Source organism: Halalkalicoccus sp. CG83, assembly GCF_037081715.1.
GTDB lineage: Archaea > Halobacteriota > Halobacteria > Halobacteriales > Halalkalicoccaceae > Halalkalicoccus > Halalkalicoccus ordinarius.
In genome coordinates this window covers 1403900-1424879 of sequence record NZ_JAZDDH010000001.1, presented here as the reverse complement: position 1 = coordinate 1424879, position 20980 = coordinate 1403900, and the positions used below count along the sequence as shown (strand labels likewise).

Here is a 20980-nt window from a genome sequence, read left to right as displayed (position 1 = left end):
GATACGAATGGATGGGTCCGTGACGCGCAGGCGACTGCTACGGCGCGGCGGCGTCGGTCTCGCCGGAGCGGTGGCGCTGGCCGGCTGTACCGAGGAGATCGGTGAGGAGCTTCCCCCCTCCGACGAGGAGCCTCTCTCGGAGCGCGTCCCGGAGCTCCCCGTGACCGAGCGGACCGACGTCCTGGAGGAGGGAATCCTCGCGTTCGAGGGGGTCGACGTGCCCGACCCGGAGGCGTTCGAGGAGGAACTCGAGGAGCACGGCCTCGTGATCGAATCCGTCGAGGAGGAACTCGAGGTGCTGACCGTCGAGTACGTAGAGCAGGGCCGGCGCGACGCGGGCGTCCTCGACAACCTGGGTCCGATAGCGGGCGCGTACGCGTCGCTTCTCGAGGCGGGTTTCGAGGGCGAGGCCGCCGAGATCACGGTCCTCGATCCCGACTCGACGACGTTCGGCGCCGCCGAGATCGAGACCCCTATCGCCGAGGGATACAACCGCGACGACCTCACCGCGAGGGAATACGGCGAACTCGTCGCGGGGACGATCGAGACCCGGCGGCTCTCGCCGGACGTCGAGCCGCAACCGAACGAGTAGCCGGTGGACGCCTCGCTTTCGTAGCAGTCAGGGCTGTCCGGGGCGGACCGAAGTGACGATGAGCGATCGACACCGCCAGCCACGGCGACCGAAATCGCTCACCGTCGGGAAGCGACGTCGAACCGTCTCCGCAACGTCACGTCTCGGCTATAGAAACGACCACGGTTGAGCTCTACGACGCTGGTCTCGCGGTCCTCGGCCTCGTCGTGTTCGGCGCGGCCGTGCTACCGCGGCTACTCGCGGGCCGTGCGATCTCGTTTCCGATCCTCTACGTCGGCTTCGGGATGACCGTCTTCTCGGTTCCCAACGGCCTGCCGGTCGTCGACCCGCTCGAGTACGGAGTCCTCGTCGAACGGCTGACCGAACTCGGGGTGGTCGTCGCGTTGATGGGCGCCGGGTTGAAGCTCGACCGTCCGCCGAGCCTCTCGGGGTGGACGTCGACGTGGCGGCTGCTCGCGATCTCGATGCCGTTCACGATCGCCGCCGCGGCGCTGCTGGGCTGGTGGGCGATCGGGCTGGTGCCGGCCGCCGCCATGCTCCTCGGGGCGGTGGTCGCGCCGACCGACCCGGTGCTCGCCAGACCAGATCGAACGGCTGTTCATGACGGTACTGTTGGTACTGTTCGGCGGGGCGATCGTCGGCGGACTGCTCGCGCCGCTCACCGTTGAGGCGATCGTCGTCGCGCTCGTGCTCGTCTTCGTCGTCCGGCCGCTCGCCGGGATCGTCGGCCTGCTCGGCTTCGGGCTAGACTGGTACGAGCGAGGGACGGTCGCCTTCTTCGGCATTCGCGGGATCGGCTCGTTCTACTACCTCGCCTACGGGCTGAACCAGGCGACGTTTCCGGGCGCGGACGTCGTCTGGGCGACCGTCGGCTTCACCGTCGTCCTCTCGGTCGTCGTCCACGGCGTCACGGCGTCGCCAGTGATGAACACGCTCGAACGCTGGCGGACGTCGACGCCGACGGCCGCCGACTGAGCCGCCCGTCGAAACGTATTCCCTCCCGCGTCGACGACCATCGAACATGACCACCTACGACGCCGGCGAAGTCACCCTCGAGAAGGTCCGCGAGTTCGTCTGGGAAATCCCACAGGAGGGGGGAATGCAGGCGCCGGCTCGCGTGCTCGCGAGCGAGGCGCTGCTCGACGAGATCAGCGACGACAAGACCATCCAGCAGTTGAAGAACACCGCCCACCTGCCGGGCGTGACGGACCACGCCCTCTGTATGCCCGACGGCCACCAGGGCTACGGCTTTCCCGTCGGCGGCGTCGCCGCCCTCGACACCGAGGAGGGCTGTATCTCGCCCGGCGGCGTCGGCTACGACATCAACTGCGGCGTCAGGATGATGCGGACGAACCTCACGTACGACGATCTCAACGGTCGCGAGGAGGAGCTCGTTGACGCACTGTTCTCGAACATCCCCTCGGGACTGGGCGGCGGCGGCGTCGTCGAGGCCGGCATCGACACAATCGAGGCGATCCTCGACCGAGGGATGGAGTGGGCTCTCGAGGAGGGTTACGCCGTCCCCGAGGATCTGGCCCACTGCGAGGATGAGGGCGTCCGCCGCGACGGCGACCTCTCGGCGGTGAGTCAGAAGGCGAAGGATCGGGGAAAGAACCAGATCGGGTCGTTGGGATCGGGTAACCACTTCCTCGAGGTCCAGCGGGTCACCGACGTCTTCCGTGAGGACGTCGCCGACGCCTACGGACTGGAGGAGGACCGGATCGTCGTGCTCATCCACACGGGCTCGCGGGGGCTCGGCCACCAGGTCTGTACCGACTACCTCCGGCGGATCGAGCAGGAGCACGGCGACCTGCTGGCGGAGCTCCCCGATCGGGAGCTCGCGGCGGCGCCCGCCGGGTCCGAACTGGCCGAGGAGTACTACGGCGCGATGTGTGCGGCGATCAACTTCGCGTGGACCAACCGCCAGCTGGTGATGCATCGAACACGGGAGGTGTTCGAGCGGACGTTCGGACGCGACTGGGAGGAGATGGAGATGGAGCTGCTCTACGACGTCGCGCACAACATCGCGAAGAAGGAGGTTCACGACGTAGAAGGGGAGGAGCGCGAGCTCTACGTCCACCGGAAGGGTGCCACGAGGGCGTTCCCCGCGGGTCGCGAGGAGGTCCCCGAGACCTATCGCGACGTGGGTCAGCCGGTCATCATCCCCGGGAGCATGGGCGCGGGCAGCTACGTGCTCCGGGGCGGCGAGCGCTCGCTCGAGGAGACGTTCGGCTCGACCGCCCACGGCGCGGGCCGGGTGATGAGCCGGACGCAGGCGAAGAACGAGTTCTGGGGTGGTGACGTTCAGGACGACCTGCGCGACCAGCAGCACATCTACGTGAAGGCCCAGAGCGGTGCGACGGTCGCCGAGGAGGCACCGGGCGTCTACAAGGACGTCGACGAGGTAGTGCGGGTGAGCGACGCGCTCGGCATCGGCGATAAGGTCGCGCGCACGTTCCCCGTCTGTAACATCAAGGGGTAGTTCGGCTCGATTTCCCCGGCGCGAGGGTCACTTCACGCGGTACGGACTTCCGCCGTCCTCGTCCTCGGGGTAGCGCTTTCTCGCGCTGAGCGTGATCGAGGCCTCCGGCGAGTCGTCGTCCTCCCACGGACTCTCGTAGACGGTCAGCTCGGCGTCGGTGACGTCCCAGCCGGCGGATTCGAGCAGCGATACGAGTTCGCGTTGGTCGTCGAGCATCTCGTCGTCCATCGGCCGTCCGTTGACCGGCGAGCCGTTTGGTCGTTCCCCCTTCTCGGCTACCGTCCCGGGCCGCTCGGTCCCCTCGGTCCCCGCGGCCCCCGCGGGCCGATCCCTGTGCCGATCTCGACGTACTCCTGGGGGGCGTCGGGATCGACCTCCTCGCCGGCCTCGAACCGGACGAAGTTGAGGTAGAACGGTTCGCCGCAGCCGACGTCCGTTCGTGACGGTTCGTCCTCCTCTGAGGGCGGACGGCGGAACGAGACGGACGCCCCCTCCCCACAGACGAACCGAACGCCGTCGACGCTCTCGTAGTCCTCGTCGGGCGCCGCGTACTGCCAGCCCTCGAGGGGATAGGGCGTGACCGACTTATCGGCGAGGTAGGCGTCTCGCTCGAGCTCGGCGATCGTGCCACAGCGGGGACAGTGATAGGTGACGGCGACCATGCACCTCGGTAGGCGTCACCGAGCCTTACCGTTGACGACGACCCCGGAAGCTCTTTGCCGCGAGGATCCGACCGTCAGGTATGATCGACGAGACGGTCGCGGAGATCGAGGAAATGCAGACCCACAGCTCCTCGATCGTCGCCGTCAAGTCCGCCCGTGCGATGAGGGAACTGGTGAATCGCGAGTACGCGACGGTCGAGGAGTTCACCCGTGACGTCGAGCGAAACAGCTCCGTCCTCCGAAGGGCCAACGCCTCCCACGCCTCGCTGTTCAACGTCCAACGGGACATCGTCCGGTCGGTCACCGAGGCGGATCCAGAGGACGTCGAAACCGCGAAATCACTGCTGCTCGACGCGATCGACCGCGTCGTCGACCGCGTCGAGACGGGAAAACAGCAGGCCGCCGAACACGCCGCGGCCAACCTCGACGACGGGACGACGCTGCTGACTCACGACTACTCCTCGACGGTGCTCTCGGCGATCGAACACGCCGCCGGGTCGGGAGCCGAGATCTCGGTGTACGTCACCGAGGCCCGACCTCGACTTGCCGGACGGAAGACCGCGCGTGCGCTCGCGGAGATCGACGGCGTCGAGACGACGCTGATCGTCGACAGCGCTGCCGGCCACTACCTCTCGGAGTGCGATAGCGTCCTGATCGGCATGGACTGTCTCGTCGGCGAGACCCTCTACAACCGCGTCGGAACGTACCCGATCGCGGCGACCGCGGCCGACCTGGACGTTCCGATGCGCGTGACGGGATCGGGCGCGAAGATCATCGACGAGGGGTTCGTCTTCGAGAACGACTACCGCTCGCCGAGCGAGGTGATGCTCGAACCCGCCGATGGATTCGACCTGAAAAACCCGAGATACGACGCGACGCCAGTTCGGCTGCTCGACGCCATCATCACCGACGACGGCGGCCTGTCGTTCTGAGACCGGACGATCGGAGTCGGTACCGTCCGCGACCTCGCTCTCGCGTGCGTGATCGGCGTCATCCCGTGGTCGGTCCCCTCAGGGACGGCGGGCGTCTGCTCTCCATGGTGCCGTTCGCGCCGAGCTGGCGCTCTCCATGTGGGGTGAGCCGGGGCGGTGGATGCGTCTACGGCTAGAGGCTGCCAGGGGAAGGACTAACCGCTCGCCGTCCACAGGCTCGGTCATGGCCGATTGGTCCCACGAGGAGACGATCGTCAACGGGGTGCGGCTGCACTACGTCGAGGCCGGCGAGGGACCGCTCGTCGTCCTGCTGCACGGCTTTCCCGAACACTGGTACGCCTGGCGCAAGCAGATCCCCGCGCTCGTCGACGCCGGCTACCGCGTCGTCGTTCCCGACATGCGGGGATACAACACGTCGGAGAAACCCCACGGCGTCGAGGCCTACCGGATGAGAGAACTCGTCGGGGACGTCGTGGGGCTGATCGAGACCTGCGACGAGGAGCGCGCCTCGGTCGTCGGTCACGACTGGGGCGGGGCGATCGCGTGGGAGGTCGCCGCGCGCCACCCCGGCAGCGTCGATCGGCTCTGCGTTCTGAACGCCCCGCATCCGGCCGCTTACCGCCGGGAGCTCCTCTCGCGTCAGTCGGACCAGGCGAGACGATCGTGGTACGCCCTGTTCTTCCAGCTACCCTGGGTTCCGGAGGCGCTCTTCCGGGCGTTCGACGACCGCGCCGTCGAGGGGCTCCTGCGCGAGGACCCCGAGAACCCCGAGGCGTTCGACGAGGAGGCGATCGACCGGTACAAGCGTGCGTGTACACGCCCGGGGGCGATGACCTCGATGATCAACTACTACCGGGCGGCGTTTCGCGGCCAGCTTCGATCGCTGCTCCCCGGCCGGAGCCTCCCTGACTACGCCCGCGAGGGACGGATCGACCGGCCGACGTTGCTGATCTGGGGAATGCGGGATCGGGCGCTCTCGCCACGGCTCACCGAGGGTCTCGAACGGTGGGTACCCGACCTCCGGGTCGAACGCCTCCCCGAGGCGAGCCACTGGGTGCAGGCCGACGAGCCCGACCGGGTGAACGAGCTTCTGACCGGGTTCCTCGACGACGACTGACCCGGACTACTCGACGTCGATCCACTCGCCGCGCTCGTCGCTCGTCTGGATCGCGTCGATAACGTGCTGGGCCGACAGTCCGTCCTCGAAACTCGGTTCGAACTCGCCGCCCTCCTCGACCGCCGAGAGGAACTCGTAGTTCTCGTGGACGAACGTGTGTTCCCAGCCGAGGACGTGTCCCGGCGGCCACCAGTGATCGACGTAGGGATCGTCGGCGTCGGTGACGAGGATCGTCTCGAAGCCCCGCGAGCCCTCCTCCAGATACTCGAGTTCGTTCAGCCGCTCGAGCGAGAACTTCAGGCTCCCCTTCGATCCCTCGATCTCGATGGTGTGGTCGTTCTTGTGGCCGTTCGCGAACCGCGATGCCTCGAAGCTCCCGACGGCGCCGTTCTCGAACTCGGCCTGGGCGGTGTAGGCGTCGTCGACGGTCACCTCGCGCGTCTCCTCGCCGTCCTCGACGGGCCGTTCGTCGACGAACGTCTTCAGATGGCCCGACACCGCCGAGATCTCGCCGACGAGGTAGCGCGTGAGGTCGATCGTGTGTGCACCGAGGTCGCCGAGCGCGCCCGAGCCGGCCATCTCCTCGTCCAGACGCCAGGCCCACGGCGCCTCGGGGTCGACCAGCCAGTCCTGGAGGTACCGCCCGCGGACGTGGTGGATCTCGCCGAGCTCTCCGCTCTCGATCAGGTTCCTGGCGTACCGGATCGCGGGAACGAACCGGTAGTTGAACGCACAGCCCGCCGGGACGTCGGCCTCGCGGGAGGCCTCGGTCATCTCCTCGGCCTCCGAGAGCGTGGGCGCGAGCGGCTTCTCGCAGAAGACCGGGACGCCCGCCTCGAGCGCCGCGATCGAGGGTTCGGCGTGGACGAAGTTCGGCCCGAGGTTGTAGAAGACGTCGACCTCCTCGATCGCCTCCTCCCAATCGGTGGTCGTCCGGGCGAATCCCAGTCGATCGGCGGCCTCCGAGAGCGCCTCCTCGTCGCGTCCGACGAGGATGTCTCGGTGGACCTCGGGTGCGTCGGGGAAGAACATCGGGAGTCGCGCCATCGCGTTCGCGTGGGCCTTGCCCATGAACCGGTAGCCGAGTACGCCTACGTCGAGTGCCATGCGGGGCCGTTCACCACAGATGTAGTTAGGGGTTTCCGTCCAGGCGCTCGATCGTTGCGAGAACAAGCCGCGCCCTTATCCAGTCCGACGGCCGATCGTGCGACCGCAATGAAAGCGCTTCGCTGGCACGGCGAGGGGGACGTCCGTGTCGACGACGTTCCCAAGCCCGAGATCCAGGAACCGACCGACGCGATCATCGAGGTCACGGCCACCGCCATCTGTGGCTCGGATCTACACCTCTACAACGACTTCATGCCGGGCATGGAGGAGGGTGACATCCTGGGCCACGAGCCGATGGGCGAGGTCGTCGAGGTCGGCGAGGAGGTCGAGAACCTACGGGAGGGCGACCGCGTCGTCGTCCCGTTCACGATCAGCTGTGGCGAGTGCTGGTTCTGCGAGAACGACCTGTACTCGCTGTGCGACGAGACCAATCCGAACGCCGAGATGGCCGCGGAGGCGATGGGTCACTCGCCGGCCGGCCTGTTCGGCTTCTCGCACACCCTGGGCGGGTACGACGGCGGGCAGGCCGAATATCTACGGGTACCCCACGCCGACGTCGGACCGATCAAGATCGACTCCGACCTCTCGGACGAGGAGGTTCTCTTCCTCTCGGACATCTTCCCGACGGGCTACATGGCCGCCGAGAACGCGGAGATCGAGGAGAACGACACCGTCGCGGTCTGGGGCTGCGGTCCCGTCGGCCAGTTCGCCGTCCAGAGCGCCTGGATGATGGGCGCCGACCGCGTGATCGCCATCGACCGGATTCCCGAACGCCTCGAGATGGCCGAGGGCCACGCCGACACCGAGGTGATCGACTACTCGGAGGACGACGTCTACGACTGGCTGATGGACGCCACCGACGGGCGCGGACCGGACCGGTGTATCGACGCCGTCGGCTCGGAGGCCCACCACACGTGCGTCGATAGCGTCCCCGACGAGCCGGATCGCCCGTACGTGCTCCAGGAGGCGGTCAAGTCCTGTCGCAAGGGCGGGACGCTCTCGATCCCGGGAGTCTACATCGACGGGATGGACGACATGCCGATGGGCCCGCTGATGAACAAGGCCCTGAGCGTGAACACCGGCCAGACCCACGTCCAGGCCTACCTGGACCCGCTGCTCGAGACGATCGAGAACGGCGAGATCGATCCCGCCGAGATCATTACCCATCGGGGCTCGCTCGAGGACGGACCGGAGCTGTACGAGACGTTCAACGACAAGGAGGACGACTGCGTGAAGGTCGTCTTGGAGCCGTAGGCGGCCCTATTCCGCCCAGAACGCCTCGCCGGGCGTCGTCCGGAACACTGCACGGTCGAGCACGTCGACGGCCTTCTCGAGGCCCTCGGTCGCGCTCGTCAGCGAGTCCTCGTGTTCGATGCTGAGCGCGCCGTCATAGTCGACCATTCGGAGCGTGCTCACGACGTCCTTCCAGTGCTCCTCGCCGTGACCGTACCCGATCGAACGGAAGATCCACGAGCGGTTCGGCTCGTCGGTGTAGGCCGTGGTGTCGAGGACGCCCTTCTCGCGTGCCTGAGCGTCGTAGACCTTCGTGTCCTTCGCGTGGAAGTGGTGGATCGCGTCGCGCTCGCCGAGATAGCGGATCGCGTCGGGGATGGAGATGTCCTGCCAGTAGAGGTGCGAGGGGTCGAAGTTCGCGCCGATGCGTTCGTTGGTCGCCTCGCGCAGCCTGACCATCCCGTGGGGCTCGTAGACGAGCATGTTCGGGTGCATCTCGATGGCGACGTTCACGCCGTGATCCGCGGCGTGTCCCGCGAGCTCCTCCCAGTAGGGGATCGCGACCTCCTCCCACTGGTACTCGTGGGCGTCGGCGTGCTCGGTCGGCCACGGCGCGGTGATCCAGTTTGGCGTCTCGTCCTCGGGCCCGCCGGCGGGAAGTCCCGAGAAACAGGTGACCGCGTCGACGCCGAGCTGGTCGGCCAGCTCGATCGTCTCGCGGAGTTCGCGGTCGGCCTCGCTCGCGCGCTCATCGTCGGGGTGGATCGGGTTGTTGTGCGAGGCGAGCGCGCTGATCCGCAGGTCGTACTCCTCGAGCAGGTCGTATAGCTCCCGTTGGCGGTCCTCGTCGTCGAGATACGCCTCGCGGTCGAAGTGGTCCGTGTCCCTGCCGGGGTAGCCGCCGGCGCCGAGCTCGACGGCGTCGACGCCGATCCCGTCGAGATACGAGAACGCCTCCTCGATCGATCGGTCGCCCAGCGGAACGGTGAGTACGCCGATGTCCATGGCCGGAGCCACGATGGCGATGTGAATAAATGGCGGTGGTCGTCGTCACTCCGCCGGCATGGTCCGTTCGTCGAGGCGGATCGCCTGTCCGGTCTCGCTGGAGCGGTAGATGGCGTCCATCACCCGCTGGACGACCAGTCCCTGTTCGACGGTGTTTCGGTCGGGCCGCTCGCCCGACGCGACGGCCCGCAGGAACGTCTCCTGTTCGGCGGCATGGGCGTCGCGCTCGCGGGTTTCGACCTGCGTATCGCTGAAGTGAGCCGCCCCGTCGGGACTGCTCTCGTAGAACGTCATCTCGCCGTTCGAGCGATCGAGATGCGCGCCGGCGTCGGTCCCGCGGAGGACGAACTCGTTGTTGCTCGGTCGGTTCGCCGCCCACGCAACGTCGAGCGAGATCGTCTCTCCGTTCGCACACCGGATGAACGCGTTGACCGAGTCCTCGACGTCGAAGCGCTCGTGACCGGCGTCGTCGCCCCACATCTGGAGGTAGGTGTAGTCCTCACGAGTGCCGAACTCCGAACGGGCCGTTCCGGTGACCTCGTCGATCTCGGGGAAGTCGAGCAGGTAGAGTGCGAGGTCGAGCGCGTGGACGCCGATGTCGATGAGCGCGCCGCCGCCGGCGATCTCCTTCGAGGTGAACCACGAACCACGACCGGGGATGCCTCGCCGTCGCACGTAGTTCGCGTCGATGTGGGTGAGGTTACCGAACCGGCCCCGATCGCGCTGGTCGGTCAGTACCTCGATCGGTGCGAGATACCGGTTGTGGAAGCCGACCATACAGAACCCCTCGGACTCGCGGGCGACCTCGGCGATCCGCTCGGCGCTCTCGACGGTGTGGGCGAGCGGCTTCTCGAGGAGCACGTCGAGACCCGCCTTGAGGGCGGCGACGGCGTACTCCTCGTGGAACTTGTTCGGCGTCGTGACCACGACGGCGTCGACCACGTCGTAGAGATCGGTGTGGTCGTCGTAGGTGGCGACGCCGTAGTCGCGTTCGAACCGCTCGCGTGCCTCGGGTAGGACGTCCATGCCGCCGACGATCTCGGCGCCGTGGTTGCGGAGACGATCGGCGTGATACCGTCCGATGTTTCCAAGACCGATTATTCCCACAGCGACGTCCCGAGGATCGTTCATTGGACTCACTAAGCGAAACTCCGGGGATTACCTTTTCGTTTGATGCTCGTTCGAACGGTTGAGCCCCGCGTCTCACCCCTTGTTACCGCCGGCGGCGGTATAATTATTTACGGGATAACCCGTCAGTCGGTGTCGCCCACGCCGCGTTCGGCGGCTCCTGAGTCGGCAGCCGCGGGTTCGACGATCCCGTGGCGCAGTGCCTCGTCGGTATCGGGATCGAACAGATGAATACTTGAACGGTCGAGGATTACCTGAACGTCCTCGTCGGGGCCGATATCGGTGTCGGGGTCGACGCTCATCAACAACTGATCGTCCGTGGTGACCTCCCCCTCGACGTCTAGTTGGGTATCGGTCTCGGCTTCGTCGCCGGTGACGAGATAGACGAAGATCTCGTTGCCCATCGGCTCGAGCACGTCCGTCCTGGCGTCGATCGGGTCGCTCTGGTGGCTGACGCTACCGGCTGTCCGTTCGAGGTAGACGTCCTCCGGGCGGACTCCGACGATGACGGTATCCCCGGACGAGAGTCCGCTTCCCGCGGGATCGAACTCGATCGAGAAGTTCTCCGTCTCGAGACTGTCGTCGGAGACGGTTGCCTCGACGAAGTTCATCCCCGGCGAGCCGATGAACCCCGCGACGAAGAGGTTCGCGGGCTCGTTGTAACACTCGAGCGGCGGAGCGATCTGCTGGAGCCGGCCCGCGTTGATCACCGCGATCCGCGTGGACATCGTCATCGCCTCGGCCTGGTCGTGGGTGACGTAGATGATCGTGGTGTCGAGGCGGCGATGCAGCCGTTGGAGCTCGGTGCGCATGTGCACCCGGAGCTTCGCGTCGAGGTTCGCGAGCGGCTCGTCCATCAGGAACACCTCAGGCTCCCGAACGAGCGCGCGGGCGATCGCGACGCGCTGGCGCTGGCCGCCCGACATCTCGTCGGGCATCCGGTTCAACATCCCTTCGAGCTGGACGATATCCGAAGCCTCCTCGACCCGCCGGTCGATCTCCTCCTGGTCGTACTTCCGGAGCCGGAGGCCGAAGCTGATGTTCTCGTAGACGTCCATGTGGGGGAACAGCGCGATGTTCTGGAAGACCATCGCGATCCCCCTGTCTTTGGGCGGGAGGTTCGTCACCTCTCGCTCGCCGATGTAGATCTGACCCTCGGTGGGCTTGGTCAGCCCGGCGATGGTCTCCATCGTGGTCGACTTCCCGCAGCCGGAGGGACCGACGAAGGTGACGAACTCGCCGTCCTCGATCTCCATGTTCATGTCGTCGACTGCCGTTACGTCCTCGTACCGTTTCGTTACGTGTTCGAGTGTTACTCGTGCCATTGTAGGTTACTCCTTGAGTGCTCCCGCGGTGAGCCCGCTGACGATCTTCTCCTGTGCGATGACGACCAGAATCGCGACCGGCAACACCCCGAGGATCGAGGCGGCGGCCATCAGGTTGTACATCGTCTGGTACTGCGTCTGGTAGCCGAGAAGCCCCTCGAGGATCGGCGCCCAGTTCTGGGGCTGGCCGTCGGTCATCAGAAACGAGAAGAAGAACTCGTTGTAGACGCCGATGAACGTGAGGACGCCCGCGGTCGCGACGCCCGGCGCCGACAGCGGGATGATCACCCGGAACAGCGCGCCGAGACGGGTGGTCCCCTCGACCCGGGCGGCGTCCTCGAGCCCGTCGGGGATCTGCGAGTAGAACGTGGTGAGGATGAATATCGCGAGCGGCATGAACAACGCACTCAGCGGAATGATCAGCGCTGGCGGCGTGTTGTAGAGGGTTCCGTTGCTCAGGAGCGGTGCGATGATCGGAATCCTGCTGTTGAACAGGTCGTTGAGCGGGATGAAGAAGGCCGCCGGTGGGAAGAACGAGACGATCAACACCAGCAGCATGAGCGGGGCCTTCCCGGGGAACTGCAGGCGACCGAAGACGTAGCCCGCCAGGCTCGCGATGACCAGCACGAAGACCGTCGCGACCGTCGCGATCACGAAGCTGTTGAACATGAAGCGGTGGAACGGCAGCACCTGGAACACCTCGATGAACGCGCCGGGGTTGAAGCCGTTCGGCGTGAGAATGATGTCCTGGATCTGGCCTTCGGGCGTGAGCGCGACCATCAACAGCCAGTAGAACGGGAACAGCGTCGTAACGAGCATGACGATCATGGCGGTGTAGAACAGCGCCCGATAGGTGCGTTCGGGGTTGTCGATCGAGTCCGAAACCCACCGCTCGAGCGGGCCGCGGTCCAGCTCCGGTTCCTCCTGCCGTGTCTCCGTGGTCTGGGTTTGAGTTTCGGTTTCTGCTGCCATCAGTAGAGCCCTCCTTCGTTGTCGCGGAACTTGACGATGTACACCGAGATCAACAACCCGATGATCGCCGCCGTGATGAACGCGACGGCCGCGGCCGTTCCGTAGATCCGCGTTCCGCCGAACAGTCCCTCGATCACCAGACAGGTCATCGAGGGGACGGTCGTACAGCCCGCGGTCGATTCGATCAGTCCGTAGATGCGCATCGCCTCCATCGTCCGGAACAGCATCGCGACCAACAGCGCGGGCAACACCAGCGGTAACGTGATCATCTTGAAGCGCTGCCAGGGCGACGCTCCCGACACCCTCGCGACGTCGTAGAGGCTGCGATCGACGCTCTGGAGTCCCGCGAGGATGAGCAGCGCCATGAACGCCGACGTCTTCCAGATGTCGGCGATCAGGACGATGAAGAACGAGTCCTGGCTGCTCGCGAGCGGGTTGGCGCTGAACAGGCCGAGCGACTGCATCACGCCGCTGCCGAACCCGACGGTCGGCTGGAAGAACAGGAAGAAGATCATCCCCTGGATGACGATCGGCACCGCCCACGGGATGATGATCGCGACCCGGACCCAGCGTCGGCCGCGGAAGTCCTGATCGAGGATCAGCGCCTGTCCGAACCCGATCAACGTCGTAAAGAGCACGTTGAGCAGGGCGAACGCGAGCGTCACGAACAGCGCCTGCTGGAAGAACGGCGTCCCGAGTTGGATGAACGGGAACCCGCCGACGAGTTCCATGTCGAAGAACTGTCGTGCCAGCCTGATGTCGCCCGTGAGGACGTTGAGGTAGTTCTCGAGGCCGACGAAGCCGCCAAGCGCGGCCGCCCCTTTCGTCTGGTCCGCGAGCAACGACAGTCGGAACGTCGCGACCAGCGGCCAGAACGCCACGAGCGTGAGCAGCGCGAAAGCCGGCGTCAACAGCAGGTAGGCGTAGGCCGACTCGCTCAGGTTCTCGATCCAGTTGGTCGCGGGTGTGAGGATGCTACGCTGTCTCCCGGCTCCCGAGTCCGTCTGTGTTCCGGTGTCAGTTGACATTGTTCTCCTGTTCCTCTACGGCCTGTTCGCTGTCTCTCAGCCGTTCGTGTAGATCCGCCATCGCCTGCTCCGGCGATTTCGACTGGGTGTAGGCGTTGTGCACCTCGATGTAGATGTGGGCCGACTGCTCGGTCCAGACGTCGCTCACCGGCCGCGGTACCGCACGACTCCCGACGAACTTGAGCGTGTCTGTGTACCGGCCTAGCGGCTCGGTCTCCTGGACCACGTCGGAATCGAGGAGGTCGAGGTTCATCGGGAACCACGATCCCACATCGAACAGGGTGAGCTGGACGTTCTCCGCGGAGAACGCCTCGAGGAGCTGGACGCACTCATCGAGCCGATTGGTGCCCGGGTTGATCGCGAAATGCCACCCCCCGAGGGCATGCTTCGATCCGCCGAGCCCCTCGTACTCGGACTCCTCCGGGGGGACGCCGTACGGCATCGGCATGGTGCCGATGGCCTCGCCGAAGGCTTCTTCGGTGGCGGTCGCGGCGATGGCGAACGGCCAGTTGCGGTGGGCGACGGCGTTACCGTTCTGAAACGGACCGAGAGAGGTGTCCTCGACCCACTGGACGATCGTGGTCGGCGCGATCTGCTCGTAGCCCTCGAGGGCGTGTTCGTCCTCCTCACCGTACATGAACGCTCGCATCATCCGGATCGCGTCTAACACGTGCTCTCCCTCGACGGTGACCTCGCGACCGCCGGCGTCGAAGAGGTTGTCGAGGCCGTTGAAGTACGCGCCGCCCCAGCCGGACATCGTCTCGTTGAACGTACAACACGAGAGCCCCTCGTAGGACGCAGCCTGCGTCGTGAAGCCGTACTCGAGGCCGGCCTGCTCCTGGGCGTCCGCGACGACCTGGGAGAACTGCTCCCACGTCATCGGTTCGGTCGCCCAGCCGCTGGTGTCGTAGCCCGCCTCCTCGACGAGGTCCTTCCGGTAGAGCATCACCGGGAAGTCGGGAAACAGCGGCAGGGCATTCAGGTTCCCGGTATCGGGGTGACTCGCGGTCTCGACCGACATCTGCAGGTAGGTGTTCTGGATGCGGTCGAGCACGTCGTTCGAGAGGTGCTCCTGCAGGTTCACCGTCTGTTCTCGCAGGATGAACGGGATCGTCCACCCCGAGTCCATCATGAAGATGTCCGGCGGCGCCCGCTCGGCCTCGAGCGCCGACTGGATCTCCTGTCGGCGTTGTTCGGTGTTGTTGGGAGCCGGACGGACCTCGTACGAGATGCTCTCGTCGAGGCCGGCCTCGTAGAGCGCTTCCAAGAACTGATCTTTGAAGTCCTGGAACTCCGCGTCGGCGTGTATGATGACGCTGTCTTGATCAGCGCTTCCCAGACACCCGGCGAGCCCGACCGCCCCGGCCGTGACCCCGCCGGCCCCGGCCGCCTTTACGAACGTTCGCCGGGAGATCCCACCCTCCCTGCCATCATTGGTCATGTTTAGCTCTCCTGATGAATGTTGGATCTCACATACTTATTTGTTGGGTACAGTTCCCCTCCCGGGTCACCGCCCGACGGCGATTTGTAAACCCCTCTCCTCTCGTTCATGAGTCTGGTATCCTCATTCACACCGTAGGCGATGGAAGCGCGATATATAATAATTTTGGACGGTGGACTACTCCTGTTGTAAACCGCGCTTCGCACTCGCGACCCATCCGCGCTCGACGGGAGGGCGAACTACCATCGCTGATCCTCGTTCGTCCCGTTCCAGGTAGGGTGGAACCGTCAGTCCACACGAGCCGACGGCGTCGAGCAGGGCGAACCCAACAGGAAGCGTCGCACTGGACCGGATCGGTGGGGGCCGAACGCGACGTCGAACGGACGGGAGGGGTCTCGAATGAAGGAGTCGAAACGCCATCGATCGGCGACGAGTCCAGAGGCCCCGGTGCATCCCGAACGGCGATCGAGAGGGACCGTCGTGAAAGCGCCGTGGCCGCTACAGGTCGCCCGTCGCCCGTGACCACGTCGGCGACTTCGGCTCCTCGAGGCGCGCCATCTCGTCGTCGGAGAGCGAGACCTCGAGCGCGGCGACGTTCTCCTCGAGGTGGTCGAGCGAGCGCGGCCCGATGATCGGCGAGTCGACGACCCTTTTGTCGAGGAGCCACGCGAGGCTCACCTGCGCAGGGCTGGCGTCCTTCTCCTCGGCGAGCTCGCGAACGACGTCGAGCACCGCCCAGTTCTCCTCGGTGAATCGTTCCTGGGTGTGCTCGTCGTCGGCCGCCCGGCCGTCCTCCGGCTCCTCGTCGCGTTCGTACTTGCCCGTCAGGAAGCCCCCACCGAGCGGGCTCCACGGAACGACGCCGATCCCCTGATCGGCACACACGGGAAGAACGTTCTCCTCCTCGTGGCGATCGACGAGGTTGTACTCGGGCTGCATGGAGACGAACCGCTCGTAGCCGTTGAGGTCGCTCTCGTAGAGCGCCTTCGCGAACTGCCAGCCCATCATGGTCGAGGCGCCGATGTATCGCACGAGCCCCTCCTCGACGAGATACGAGAGCGCCGAGAGCGTCTCCTCGATCGGCGTCTCGTCGTCCCAGCGGTGGATCTGATAGAGGTCGATGTAGTCCGTTCCGAGTCGGTCGAGGCTCGCCCGGCACTGGTCGATGATGTGCTTTCGCGAGAGCCCGCCCTGGTTCGGCCCGTCGCCCATCGGGCCGTACACCTTCGTCGCGAGGACGAGCTCCGAGCGGTCGCGATCCTCGATCGCGCGGCCGACGATCTCCTCGCTCTCGCCGCGGGAGTAGACGTTCGCGGTGTCGAGGAAGTTGACCCCGAGATCGAGCGCACGGTCGATGACCTCCCGGCTCTTCTCCTCGTCGTGGATCATCCAGGGCTGCTCGGTGCCGAAGTTCATACAGCCCAGACAGAACCGGGAGACCTCGAGCCCCGTCTCGCCGAGGTTCGTGTACTCCATCTCCGTGTCAGTCATATCTGTTCTCCTTTCACCAGCACGAAAAGGGTAACGACATCCGCGGTTGGCTGACGCTTCGACACCGGAGCCGATGGATGACCGCCTCCTTCGACCAGCGACGGCCGGTCCCTCGTTCGCCAGCCGGTAGGCCGGCACACGTTCCGGAACTGACCGAGTTGCTACGCTTGAACGTCGTCACCATGCGGACGCCGACCAGCCCGGAGGAACGGGTCACCGTGCCGCGCAGGCGCTCTCGCTCGGGCGGATCGCCGAGGGAAGCTTCAAGCCGGTCGGTCCGATAGCTACAGTCAGAATGCTGAAGACGATCCGACGGCCGGAGTACACCGGCGAGAACCGCTGTTGGCCCTGCACCGTCGTGAACGTCGTGCTCGTCGGACTCGCGACCATCACGGTCGCGCTCTTCTCGCCCCTCGTGGCGTTCGGCCTCGCACTCGGTGGGTCAGGGGCGATCCTGCTGCGGGGGTACGCCGTCCCCTACACGCCACGCTTCGCCCCGAAACTGGTCGAACGGCTGCCGTCGTCGTGGAATCCCTTCCACGCGGAGCGAGTCGGTCCACGGGAGTCCGACTCGCTCGCGACCGACGACGTCGATCCCGAGGCGCTGCTCGGCGCGCTGATCGAGGCGGACGTCGTCGCGGCCAACGGGGAGCGACTGACCCTCGAGAAACGGTTCCGCGAGCGGTGGCGCGAGGAGATGCGAACGCTCCGCGAGCGCTCGGACGAAGAGCTCGCGGCAGCCGCGCGCGATGCCTCCGCAGCCGCGAGCGCCGCCGAGACCGTGGAGGGACGCGAACGAACGCACTTCGTACTCTCGGACGGAACCGGCGACCCGATGACGAAGTCGTGGCTCACTCGCCCCGTCGCGGTCGCGGAGACGGCGGCGGTGCGAGCGCTCTCGGAGACGACGCTCTCACGGCAGGAGGCAGCTCTCGCCGCCGGACTCCTCCGGATGTTCCTCGAGGAGTGTCCCGTCTGTGACGCCCCGGTGCACGAGACGAGCGAGGCGATGTGCTGTGGCGGCGGACGAGCGGGGAGCCGCCCACCACGCGACGTGCTCGCGTGCGAGGAGTGTGGTCGCCTCTACACGTTCCCCGAGTAATCGACGGCTCGCTTGCCGTCTCGAGTCTCACGGGCCTCGCTCCGTTCGAGCGCCGCGACCGTCTCCCCCGAACCGCGAATCCGAGACACGACGGGGACGTCCCGGTTAGCGCTGGGACTCCCTGAGCACGAGCGGGCCCATTGCGAGGGTGCGTTTCGCGATGGTCGCCACTCGCGCGATGTAGCTGATGAGTAGCAGGAACGGCACCAGCGTGATCGTGAACGCCATGCCGACGACCAGTATCGTGTTGCTGATCCCGAACGTCGAGTTCGGGAGGGAGAACCCGCTGAAGAAGCCGAGCATGATCCCGGCGACGAGCAACGCGGGCACCGACGCGTAGAGGATCATCTGCGAGAGGTCGATCAACGACCACTCGAAGTACAGCGTCTTTACGTGTTCGCGCGCCGGGCCGAACATCGACAGCGACGCCTTCAGCTCGTCGAGGATCGCCATGTCCTCGTCGGTGAGGTCCTCGGGGTAGTCGTTGGCGATCCGCTCGACGTGGAAGATCTTGATCGCGTAGTTGAAGTTGAGCCCGGCCGAGAGCACGCCGAAGGTGCCGAAGCTCTCCCCGTCGAGCTCCTCCCGCACTTCCTCTGCGTTGTTGATGATGCTCTCGGTGAACTCGTCGACCTCCGCTCTGAGCTGCTCGTTCTCTTTGTCCTCGATCGCATCACGGAGTCGTCTCGCCTGTCGCTCGCTCGTACCGACGATCTCGGAGAGGAACGTCGACGGATCGGGGGGACTCGGCGAGCCGATCATCTCCTCGGTGTACTCGCGAAAGTCCATCGTGTTGCTCATGCGCTCGCGCTGTTCGCCGAGCGGGCCGTTCTCCTGGGAGATCACGAGCTGGCTGATCGTGACGACCAGCGTCGTCCCGGTGATGATCGCGCTGATCATCGTCGAGAACATGTAGTTGAGCATGCTGTCGGATCGGATCGTCGACTCGAAGCTCGGAACGAACAGCTCGCCGACCACGACGAACCCGACGAAGAAGCCGAGCGCCAACAGGCCGGTGAGGAGGAGTCGATTCCCGTTGAGGGTCGCCCAGAGCTTGATCCGGCTCTCGTTCGAGCGCCCGCCCATCGTGTTGGCGGTGCCGATGTCGGCGTCGGCGTCGGCGTCGATCTCGGTCTCGCCGTCCGCCTCGGCATCGACGTCCGGGCCGGTGTCGAGGTCCGCGCTCACGTCGCCTCACCCTCGGCGTCGACCGGACGCTTGAACACCAGGTACTTCGTGCCGCCGCCGGTGTACTCGATCGTCTCCACGAGCTCCCAGCCCTCCTCGCCCAGCGCGTTCAGCTCCGTCTTCGGATCGCTCGCCTCCTTCTTCGTCGCCTCCCGCGGCGGCCTGAGCGTCTCGTACTCCCATTGCCGTACCTCCTCGTTCATCGTCGTTCGTTTCGGTGCTCCACGCTGAAGTAGCCACGGCCTGCGCGACGAACGGCGGTCAGCGAGCGGGCGGTTCGTCGCGGTCGATTTGGATCTCGTGGGCCTCGATCTGCTCGAGGGCCGCCACCCGTCCGCCAACGGTCACCTCGCCCTCGCCAGTGTCGAGAACCATCGCGGCGACCTCCTCGGTATCCTCGAGCTCCACGGTCGCGACCCGCCCGCTGAGGACGAGTGCCTCGCCGGTCTCGACGTCCCGACCCTCGACGGTGGCGAAGAACTCGCCGCCGAGCTCGTAGACGTCCTTTACACACCGGCGGATCGAGGCGTACCGTCGAGGGAAGGGCCGTCCCTCGCCGTTCGCCGCCAGGGGTTCGGCGGTCGTCCAGAGCACGGTACCGAAGAACCCCGACACCAGGAAGCCGAGCGCCGAGCGATGGAAGATCACGCCGTAGCGATCCCGGTCGTCCCGGATGGCGTCCTGGGTAGCGTAGACCGAGTACTCGCCGTCGCCGACGGCGACGATCGGCGTCGTGATCCCGCGGCGGGCCTTCGCGACCGTCGAGACCGCGCCGTAGTCGAACGTCTCGGGCGAGGGGGCCTCGGCGGCTGGCGTGACCAGCAGCTCGATGCTGATCCCGCGGTCGATCGCCCCGCGGAGCTCCTCGTCGAAACGCTTGAGCAGTTCGGGGGTGAGCGAGAGGATGAGCTCGTACTCGGCGGCCTCGATCACGTCCGAGAGGTGACGCAGGATCGTCGAGCGCGACTTCACGAGCGAGACGGCCTCCGTGTCCCGGGCCGGAGCGGTGTAGCGCGCCTCGAGCTCGTCGACCATCTCCGTGAGCGAGCTCCGGACCATCGAGAACGCCTCGTCGGGGTCGACCGCGATGATCCGCATCGGACGGGTCTCGCGGAGCTCGACCAGCCCACGATCCGAGAGGCTGCGCACCGTGTCGTAGACCCGCGGCTGAGGGATGTCGGTACGATCGGCGATCTCGCTCGCGGTGAGCTGGCCGTGTTCAAGCACCGTGAGGTAGGCGTCGATCTCGTACTCTCCGAGGTTGAACTGCTCGCCGACGCGCTCGAGCGTCGACCGCAGATCGTCGTCGACCATGCCGGATCGAACACGTGCGGGATGAATTAGTTATCGGATCGCGAGTAGCACTGAATTCCGAAACCCAGTTACATGAACATCCGATCATCGGGGCGTTCGTACTCCTCGGCGGCGGCGACGCGTTCCGAGAGCTGGGCGTAGTGCTGGCGTACCTCGCTCGCGAACTGTTCGAGGGGTTCGGTGTCGACGCCGAGCCCGTAGATCTCCTCGACGATCGCGAGCAGTCGGAGGGCGGCGTCGACGTCGGGGATCTGTGCGTGAACGGGCGTGACGAACACGCCGACGCCGAGGTCGGTGTCCATGCCCGACTCGACGAGGCTGGCGTTGACGCCGTCGAGAAACCCCATCCCCATCGGGGTGAACTCCGTGTCCGCCAGCCGGTCGTCGTAGTAGTCCTCGGTGGCGATGTAGAACGGCCTGTGGTCGTTCGGTCCGTGGGCGACCGGAATTCCCGAGAGAACGGTGACCTCGCCGACGGCGTTGTGCTCGGTCCACTCGAGGATCGCCCGGCTGAACGGGCCCGCGGCCTGGACCGGGACGAAGAGCTCGCCCACCAGCACCGTCACGTCGAGGTCGGGTCGCGAGTAGAGTCGAGTGTGGTGGCGCGGGCGGCCGTCCGAGAACGGGGTGATCGACGGCAGCGCCTCGGCGGTGATGTGTCCCGTCGGCTCGAGTTCAAGCTGGTCGGTGAGGTAATCGACGGCGGTGAGACCCGCCAGCCCGAACGCGGAGAGGCCGACCAGCAGGCTCTCTCCCGTCTCGGCCTCGTGGGTGATGTGAAACGCGGGGTCGTCGTGGCTGTCGGCGGACATGGCCCGAGCTACGTCGGGTGGGCCCTTAGCCGTTGGCGGACGACAACCC

At 66.2% G+C, this 20980-nt stretch carries 20 protein-coding genes and 1 pseudogene; 7 read left to right on the top strand and 14 right to left on the bottom strand.

Going from position 1 to position 20980, the window contains the following annotated elements; translation table 11 throughout:
• Nucleotides 1-7: 7 nt before the first annotated feature.
• The 3 genes and pseudogenes from V0Z78_RS07350 to V0Z78_RS07335 all read left to right on the top strand — a co-directional run bounded on the left by V0Z78_RS07350 (nt 8) and on the right by V0Z78_RS07335 (nt 3074).
• Nucleotides 8-592 (top strand): hypothetical protein, encoded by a 585-nt coding sequence (locus V0Z78_RS07350; protein ID WP_336343984.1) that lies wholly within the window; start codon nt 8-10, stop codon nt 590-592.
• Nucleotides 593-741: 149 nt separating this feature from the next.
• Nucleotides 742-1567, top strand: a pseudogene (locus V0Z78_RS19030) (cation:proton antiporter domain-containing protein).
• A gap of 46 nt (nt 1568-1613) precedes the next feature.
• Nucleotides 1614-3074 (top strand): RtcB family protein, encoded by a 1461-nt coding sequence (locus V0Z78_RS07335; protein WP_336343981.1) that lies wholly within the window; start codon nt 1614-1616, stop codon nt 3072-3074.
• A 27-nt stretch (nt 3075-3101) separates the two neighbouring features.
• On the opposite strand, the gene V0Z78_RS07330 is transcribed toward V0Z78_RS07335, so the two are convergent.
• The gene (locus V0Z78_RS07330) at nt 3102-3302 is read right to left on the bottom strand and encodes a hypothetical protein (RefSeq protein WP_336343980.1); all 201 of its coding nucleotides are present in this window, start codon (nt 3300-3302) and stop codon (nt 3102-3104) included.
• A 47-nt stretch (nt 3303-3349) separates the two neighbouring features.
• Nucleotides 3350-3736 (bottom strand): hypothetical protein, encoded by a 387-nt coding sequence (locus V0Z78_RS07325; RefSeq protein WP_336343979.1) that lies wholly within the window; start codon nt 3734-3736, stop codon nt 3350-3352.
• A gap of 80 nt (nt 3737-3816) precedes the next feature.
• Between V0Z78_RS07325 and V0Z78_RS07320 the strand changes: the two genes are divergently transcribed.
• Nucleotides 3817-4668, top strand: a complete 852-nt coding sequence (locus tag V0Z78_RS07320) for a translation initiation factor eIF-2B (RefSeq protein WP_336343978.1) — start codon at nt 3817-3819, stop codon at nt 4666-4668.
• Between the two features lie 223 nt (nt 4669-4891).
• On the top strand, nt 4892-5785 hold the full coding sequence (locus tag V0Z78_RS07315; protein ID WP_336343977.1) for an alpha/beta fold hydrolase: 894 nt from the start codon (nt 4892-4894) through the stop codon (nt 5783-5785).
• A gap of 6 nt (nt 5786-5791) precedes the next feature.
• Here V0Z78_RS07315 and V0Z78_RS07310 read toward each other — a convergent pair whose 3' ends face one another.
• Nucleotides 5792-6892 (bottom strand): Gfo/Idh/MocA family protein, encoded by a 1101-nt coding sequence (locus V0Z78_RS07310; RefSeq protein WP_336343976.1) that lies wholly within the window; start codon nt 6890-6892, stop codon nt 5792-5794.
• A gap of 108 nt (nt 6893-7000) precedes the next feature.
• Here V0Z78_RS07310 and V0Z78_RS07305 point away from each other — a divergent pair, with 108 nt between their 5' ends.
• Nucleotides 7001-8146, top strand: coding sequence for a zinc-dependent alcohol dehydrogenase (locus V0Z78_RS07305; protein ID WP_336343975.1), 1146 nt, complete (start codon nt 7001-7003; stop codon nt 8144-8146).
• 6 nt (nt 8147-8152) lie between these two features.
• Here V0Z78_RS07305 and V0Z78_RS07300 read toward each other — a convergent pair whose 3' ends face one another.
• The 7 genes from V0Z78_RS07300 to V0Z78_RS07270 form a co-directional block, all read right to left on the bottom strand.
• Nucleotides 8153-9130: a sugar phosphate isomerase/epimerase family protein gene (locus V0Z78_RS07300; RefSeq protein WP_336343974.1), complete on the bottom strand. Its 978-nt coding sequence runs from the start codon at nt 9128-9130 to the stop codon at nt 8153-8155.
• 45 nt (nt 9131-9175) lie between these two features.
• Entirely contained in the window at nt 9176-10261 is a 1086-nt protein-coding gene (locus V0Z78_RS07295) for a Gfo/Idh/MocA family protein (protein ID WP_336343973.1), read from the bottom strand.
• Nucleotides 10262-10383: 122 nt separating this feature from the next.
• The gene (locus V0Z78_RS07290) at nt 10384-11583 is read right to left on the bottom strand and encodes an ABC transporter ATP-binding protein (RefSeq protein WP_336343972.1); all 1200 of its coding nucleotides are present in this window, start codon (nt 11581-11583) and stop codon (nt 10384-10386) included.
• Nucleotides 11584-11589: 6 nt separating this feature from the next.
• A complete protein-coding gene (locus V0Z78_RS07285; protein WP_336343971.1) occupies nt 11590-12555 on the bottom strand; it encodes a carbohydrate ABC transporter permease in 966 nt (321 codons plus the stop codon).
• A complete protein-coding gene (locus V0Z78_RS07280; RefSeq protein WP_336343970.1) occupies nt 12555-13583 on the bottom strand; it encodes a carbohydrate ABC transporter permease in 1029 nt (342 codons plus the stop codon). The genes V0Z78_RS07285 and V0Z78_RS07280 overlap by 1 nt, the downstream gene beginning before the upstream one ends.
• Nucleotides 13573-15024 (bottom strand): extracellular solute-binding protein, encoded by a 1452-nt coding sequence (locus V0Z78_RS07275; RefSeq protein WP_336343969.1) that lies wholly within the window; start codon nt 15022-15024, stop codon nt 13573-13575. Before V0Z78_RS07275 ends, V0Z78_RS07280 begins: the two co-directional genes overlap by 11 nt.
• 498 nt (nt 15025-15522) lie before the next feature.
• Nucleotides 15523-16500 (bottom strand): aldo/keto reductase, encoded by a 978-nt coding sequence (locus V0Z78_RS07270; protein ID WP_409338727.1) that lies wholly within the window; start codon nt 16498-16500, stop codon nt 15523-15525.
• Nucleotides 16501-16810: 310 nt separating this feature from the next.
• Here V0Z78_RS07270 and V0Z78_RS07265 point away from each other — a divergent pair, with 310 nt between their 5' ends.
• On the top strand, nt 16811-17617 hold the full coding sequence (locus V0Z78_RS07265) for a hypothetical protein (protein WP_336343967.1): 807 nt from the start codon (nt 16811-16813) through the stop codon (nt 17615-17617).
• A gap of 105 nt (nt 17618-17722) precedes the next feature.
• Here V0Z78_RS07265 and V0Z78_RS07260 read toward each other — a convergent pair whose 3' ends face one another.
• The 4 genes from V0Z78_RS07260 to V0Z78_RS07245 all read right to left on the bottom strand — a co-directional run bounded on the left by V0Z78_RS07260 (nt 17723) and on the right by V0Z78_RS07245 (nt 20931).
• The gene (locus V0Z78_RS07260; protein ID WP_336343966.1) at nt 17723-18805 is read right to left on the bottom strand and encodes a hypothetical protein; all 1083 of its coding nucleotides are present in this window, start codon (nt 18803-18805) and stop codon (nt 17723-17725) included.
• A complete protein-coding gene (locus tag V0Z78_RS07255; protein WP_336343965.1) occupies nt 18802-19008 on the bottom strand; it encodes a DUF4177 domain-containing protein in 207 nt (68 codons plus the stop codon). Before V0Z78_RS07255 ends, V0Z78_RS07260 begins: the two co-directional genes overlap by 4 nt.
• A gap of 58 nt (nt 19009-19066) precedes the next feature.
• Complete coding sequence (trmB, locus tag V0Z78_RS07250; protein ID WP_336343964.1) at nt 19067-20119, bottom strand: HTH-type sugar sensing transcriptional regulator TrmB; 1053 nt, start codon at nt 20117-20119, stop codon at nt 19067-19069.
• A gap of 68 nt (nt 20120-20187) precedes the next feature.
• Nucleotides 20188-20931: a proteasome assembly chaperone family protein gene (locus V0Z78_RS07245; RefSeq protein WP_336343963.1), complete on the bottom strand. Its 744-nt coding sequence runs from the start codon at nt 20929-20931 to the stop codon at nt 20188-20190.
• Between the last annotated feature and the right edge of the window lie 49 nt (nt 20932-20980).

Excerpts from the sequence above, each read along its gene's own strand:
- V0Z78_RS07350 (WP_336343984.1), top strand. The coding sequence starts at position 8 with ATGGATGGGTCCGTGACGCGCAGGCGACTGCTACGGCGCGGCGGCGTC.
- V0Z78_RS07335 (WP_336343981.1), top strand. The coding sequence starts at position 1,614 with ATGACCACCTACGACGCCGGCGAAGTCACCCTCGAGAAGGTCCGCGAG.
- V0Z78_RS07330 (WP_336343980.1), bottom strand. The coding sequence starts at position 3,302 with ATGGACGACGAGATGCTCGACGACCAACGCGAACTCGTATCGCTGCTC.
- V0Z78_RS07325 (WP_336343979.1), bottom strand. The coding sequence starts at position 3,736 with ATGGTCGCCGTCACCTATCACTGTCCCCGCTGTGGCACGATCGCCGAG.
- V0Z78_RS07320 (WP_336343978.1), top strand. The coding sequence starts at position 3,817 with ATGATCGACGAGACGGTCGCGGAGATCGAGGAAATGCAGACCCACAGC.
- V0Z78_RS07315 (WP_336343977.1), top strand. The coding sequence starts at position 4,892 with ATGGCCGATTGGTCCCACGAGGAGACGATCGTCAACGGGGTGCGGCTG.
- V0Z78_RS07310 (WP_336343976.1), bottom strand. The coding sequence starts at position 6,892 with ATGGCACTCGACGTAGGCGTACTCGGCTACCGGTTCATGGGCAAGGCC.
- V0Z78_RS07305 (WP_336343975.1), top strand. The coding sequence starts at position 7,001 with ATGAAAGCGCTTCGCTGGCACGGCGAGGGGGACGTCCGTGTCGACGAC.
- V0Z78_RS07300 (WP_336343974.1), bottom strand. The coding sequence starts at position 9,130 with ATGGACATCGGCGTACTCACCGTTCCGCTGGGCGACCGATCGATCGAG.
- V0Z78_RS07295 (WP_336343973.1), bottom strand. The coding sequence starts at position 10,261 with ATGAACGATCCTCGGGACGTCGCTGTGGGAATAATCGGTCTTGGAAAC.
- V0Z78_RS07290 (WP_336343972.1), bottom strand. The coding sequence starts at position 11,583 with ATGGCACGAGTAACACTCGAACACGTAACGAAACGGTACGAGGACGTA.
- V0Z78_RS07285 (WP_336343971.1), bottom strand. The coding sequence starts at position 12,555 with ATGGCAGCAGAAACCGAAACTCAAACCCAGACCACGGAGACACGGCAG.
- V0Z78_RS07280 (WP_336343970.1), bottom strand. The coding sequence starts at position 13,583 with ATGTCAACTGACACCGGAACACAGACGGACTCGGGAGCCGGGAGACAG.
- V0Z78_RS07275 (WP_336343969.1), bottom strand. The coding sequence starts at position 15,024 with ATGACCAATGATGGCAGGGAGGGTGGGATCTCCCGGCGAACGTTCGTA.
- V0Z78_RS07270 (WP_409338727.1), bottom strand. The coding sequence starts at position 16,500 with ATGGAGTACACGAACCTCGGCGAGACGGGGCTCGAGGTCTCCCGGTTC.
- V0Z78_RS07265 (WP_336343967.1), top strand. The coding sequence starts at position 16,811 with ATGCTGAAGACGATCCGACGGCCGGAGTACACCGGCGAGAACCGCTGT.
- V0Z78_RS07255 (WP_336343965.1), bottom strand. The coding sequence starts at position 19,008 with ATGAACGAGGAGGTACGGCAATGGGAGTACGAGACGCTCAGGCCGCCG.
- trmB (WP_336343964.1), bottom strand. The coding sequence starts at position 20,119 with ATGGTCGACGACGATCTGCGGTCGACGCTCGAGCGCGTCGGCGAGCAG.
- V0Z78_RS07245 (WP_336343963.1), bottom strand. The coding sequence starts at position 20,931 with ATGTCCGCCGACAGCCACGACGACCCCGCGTTTCACATCACCCACGAG.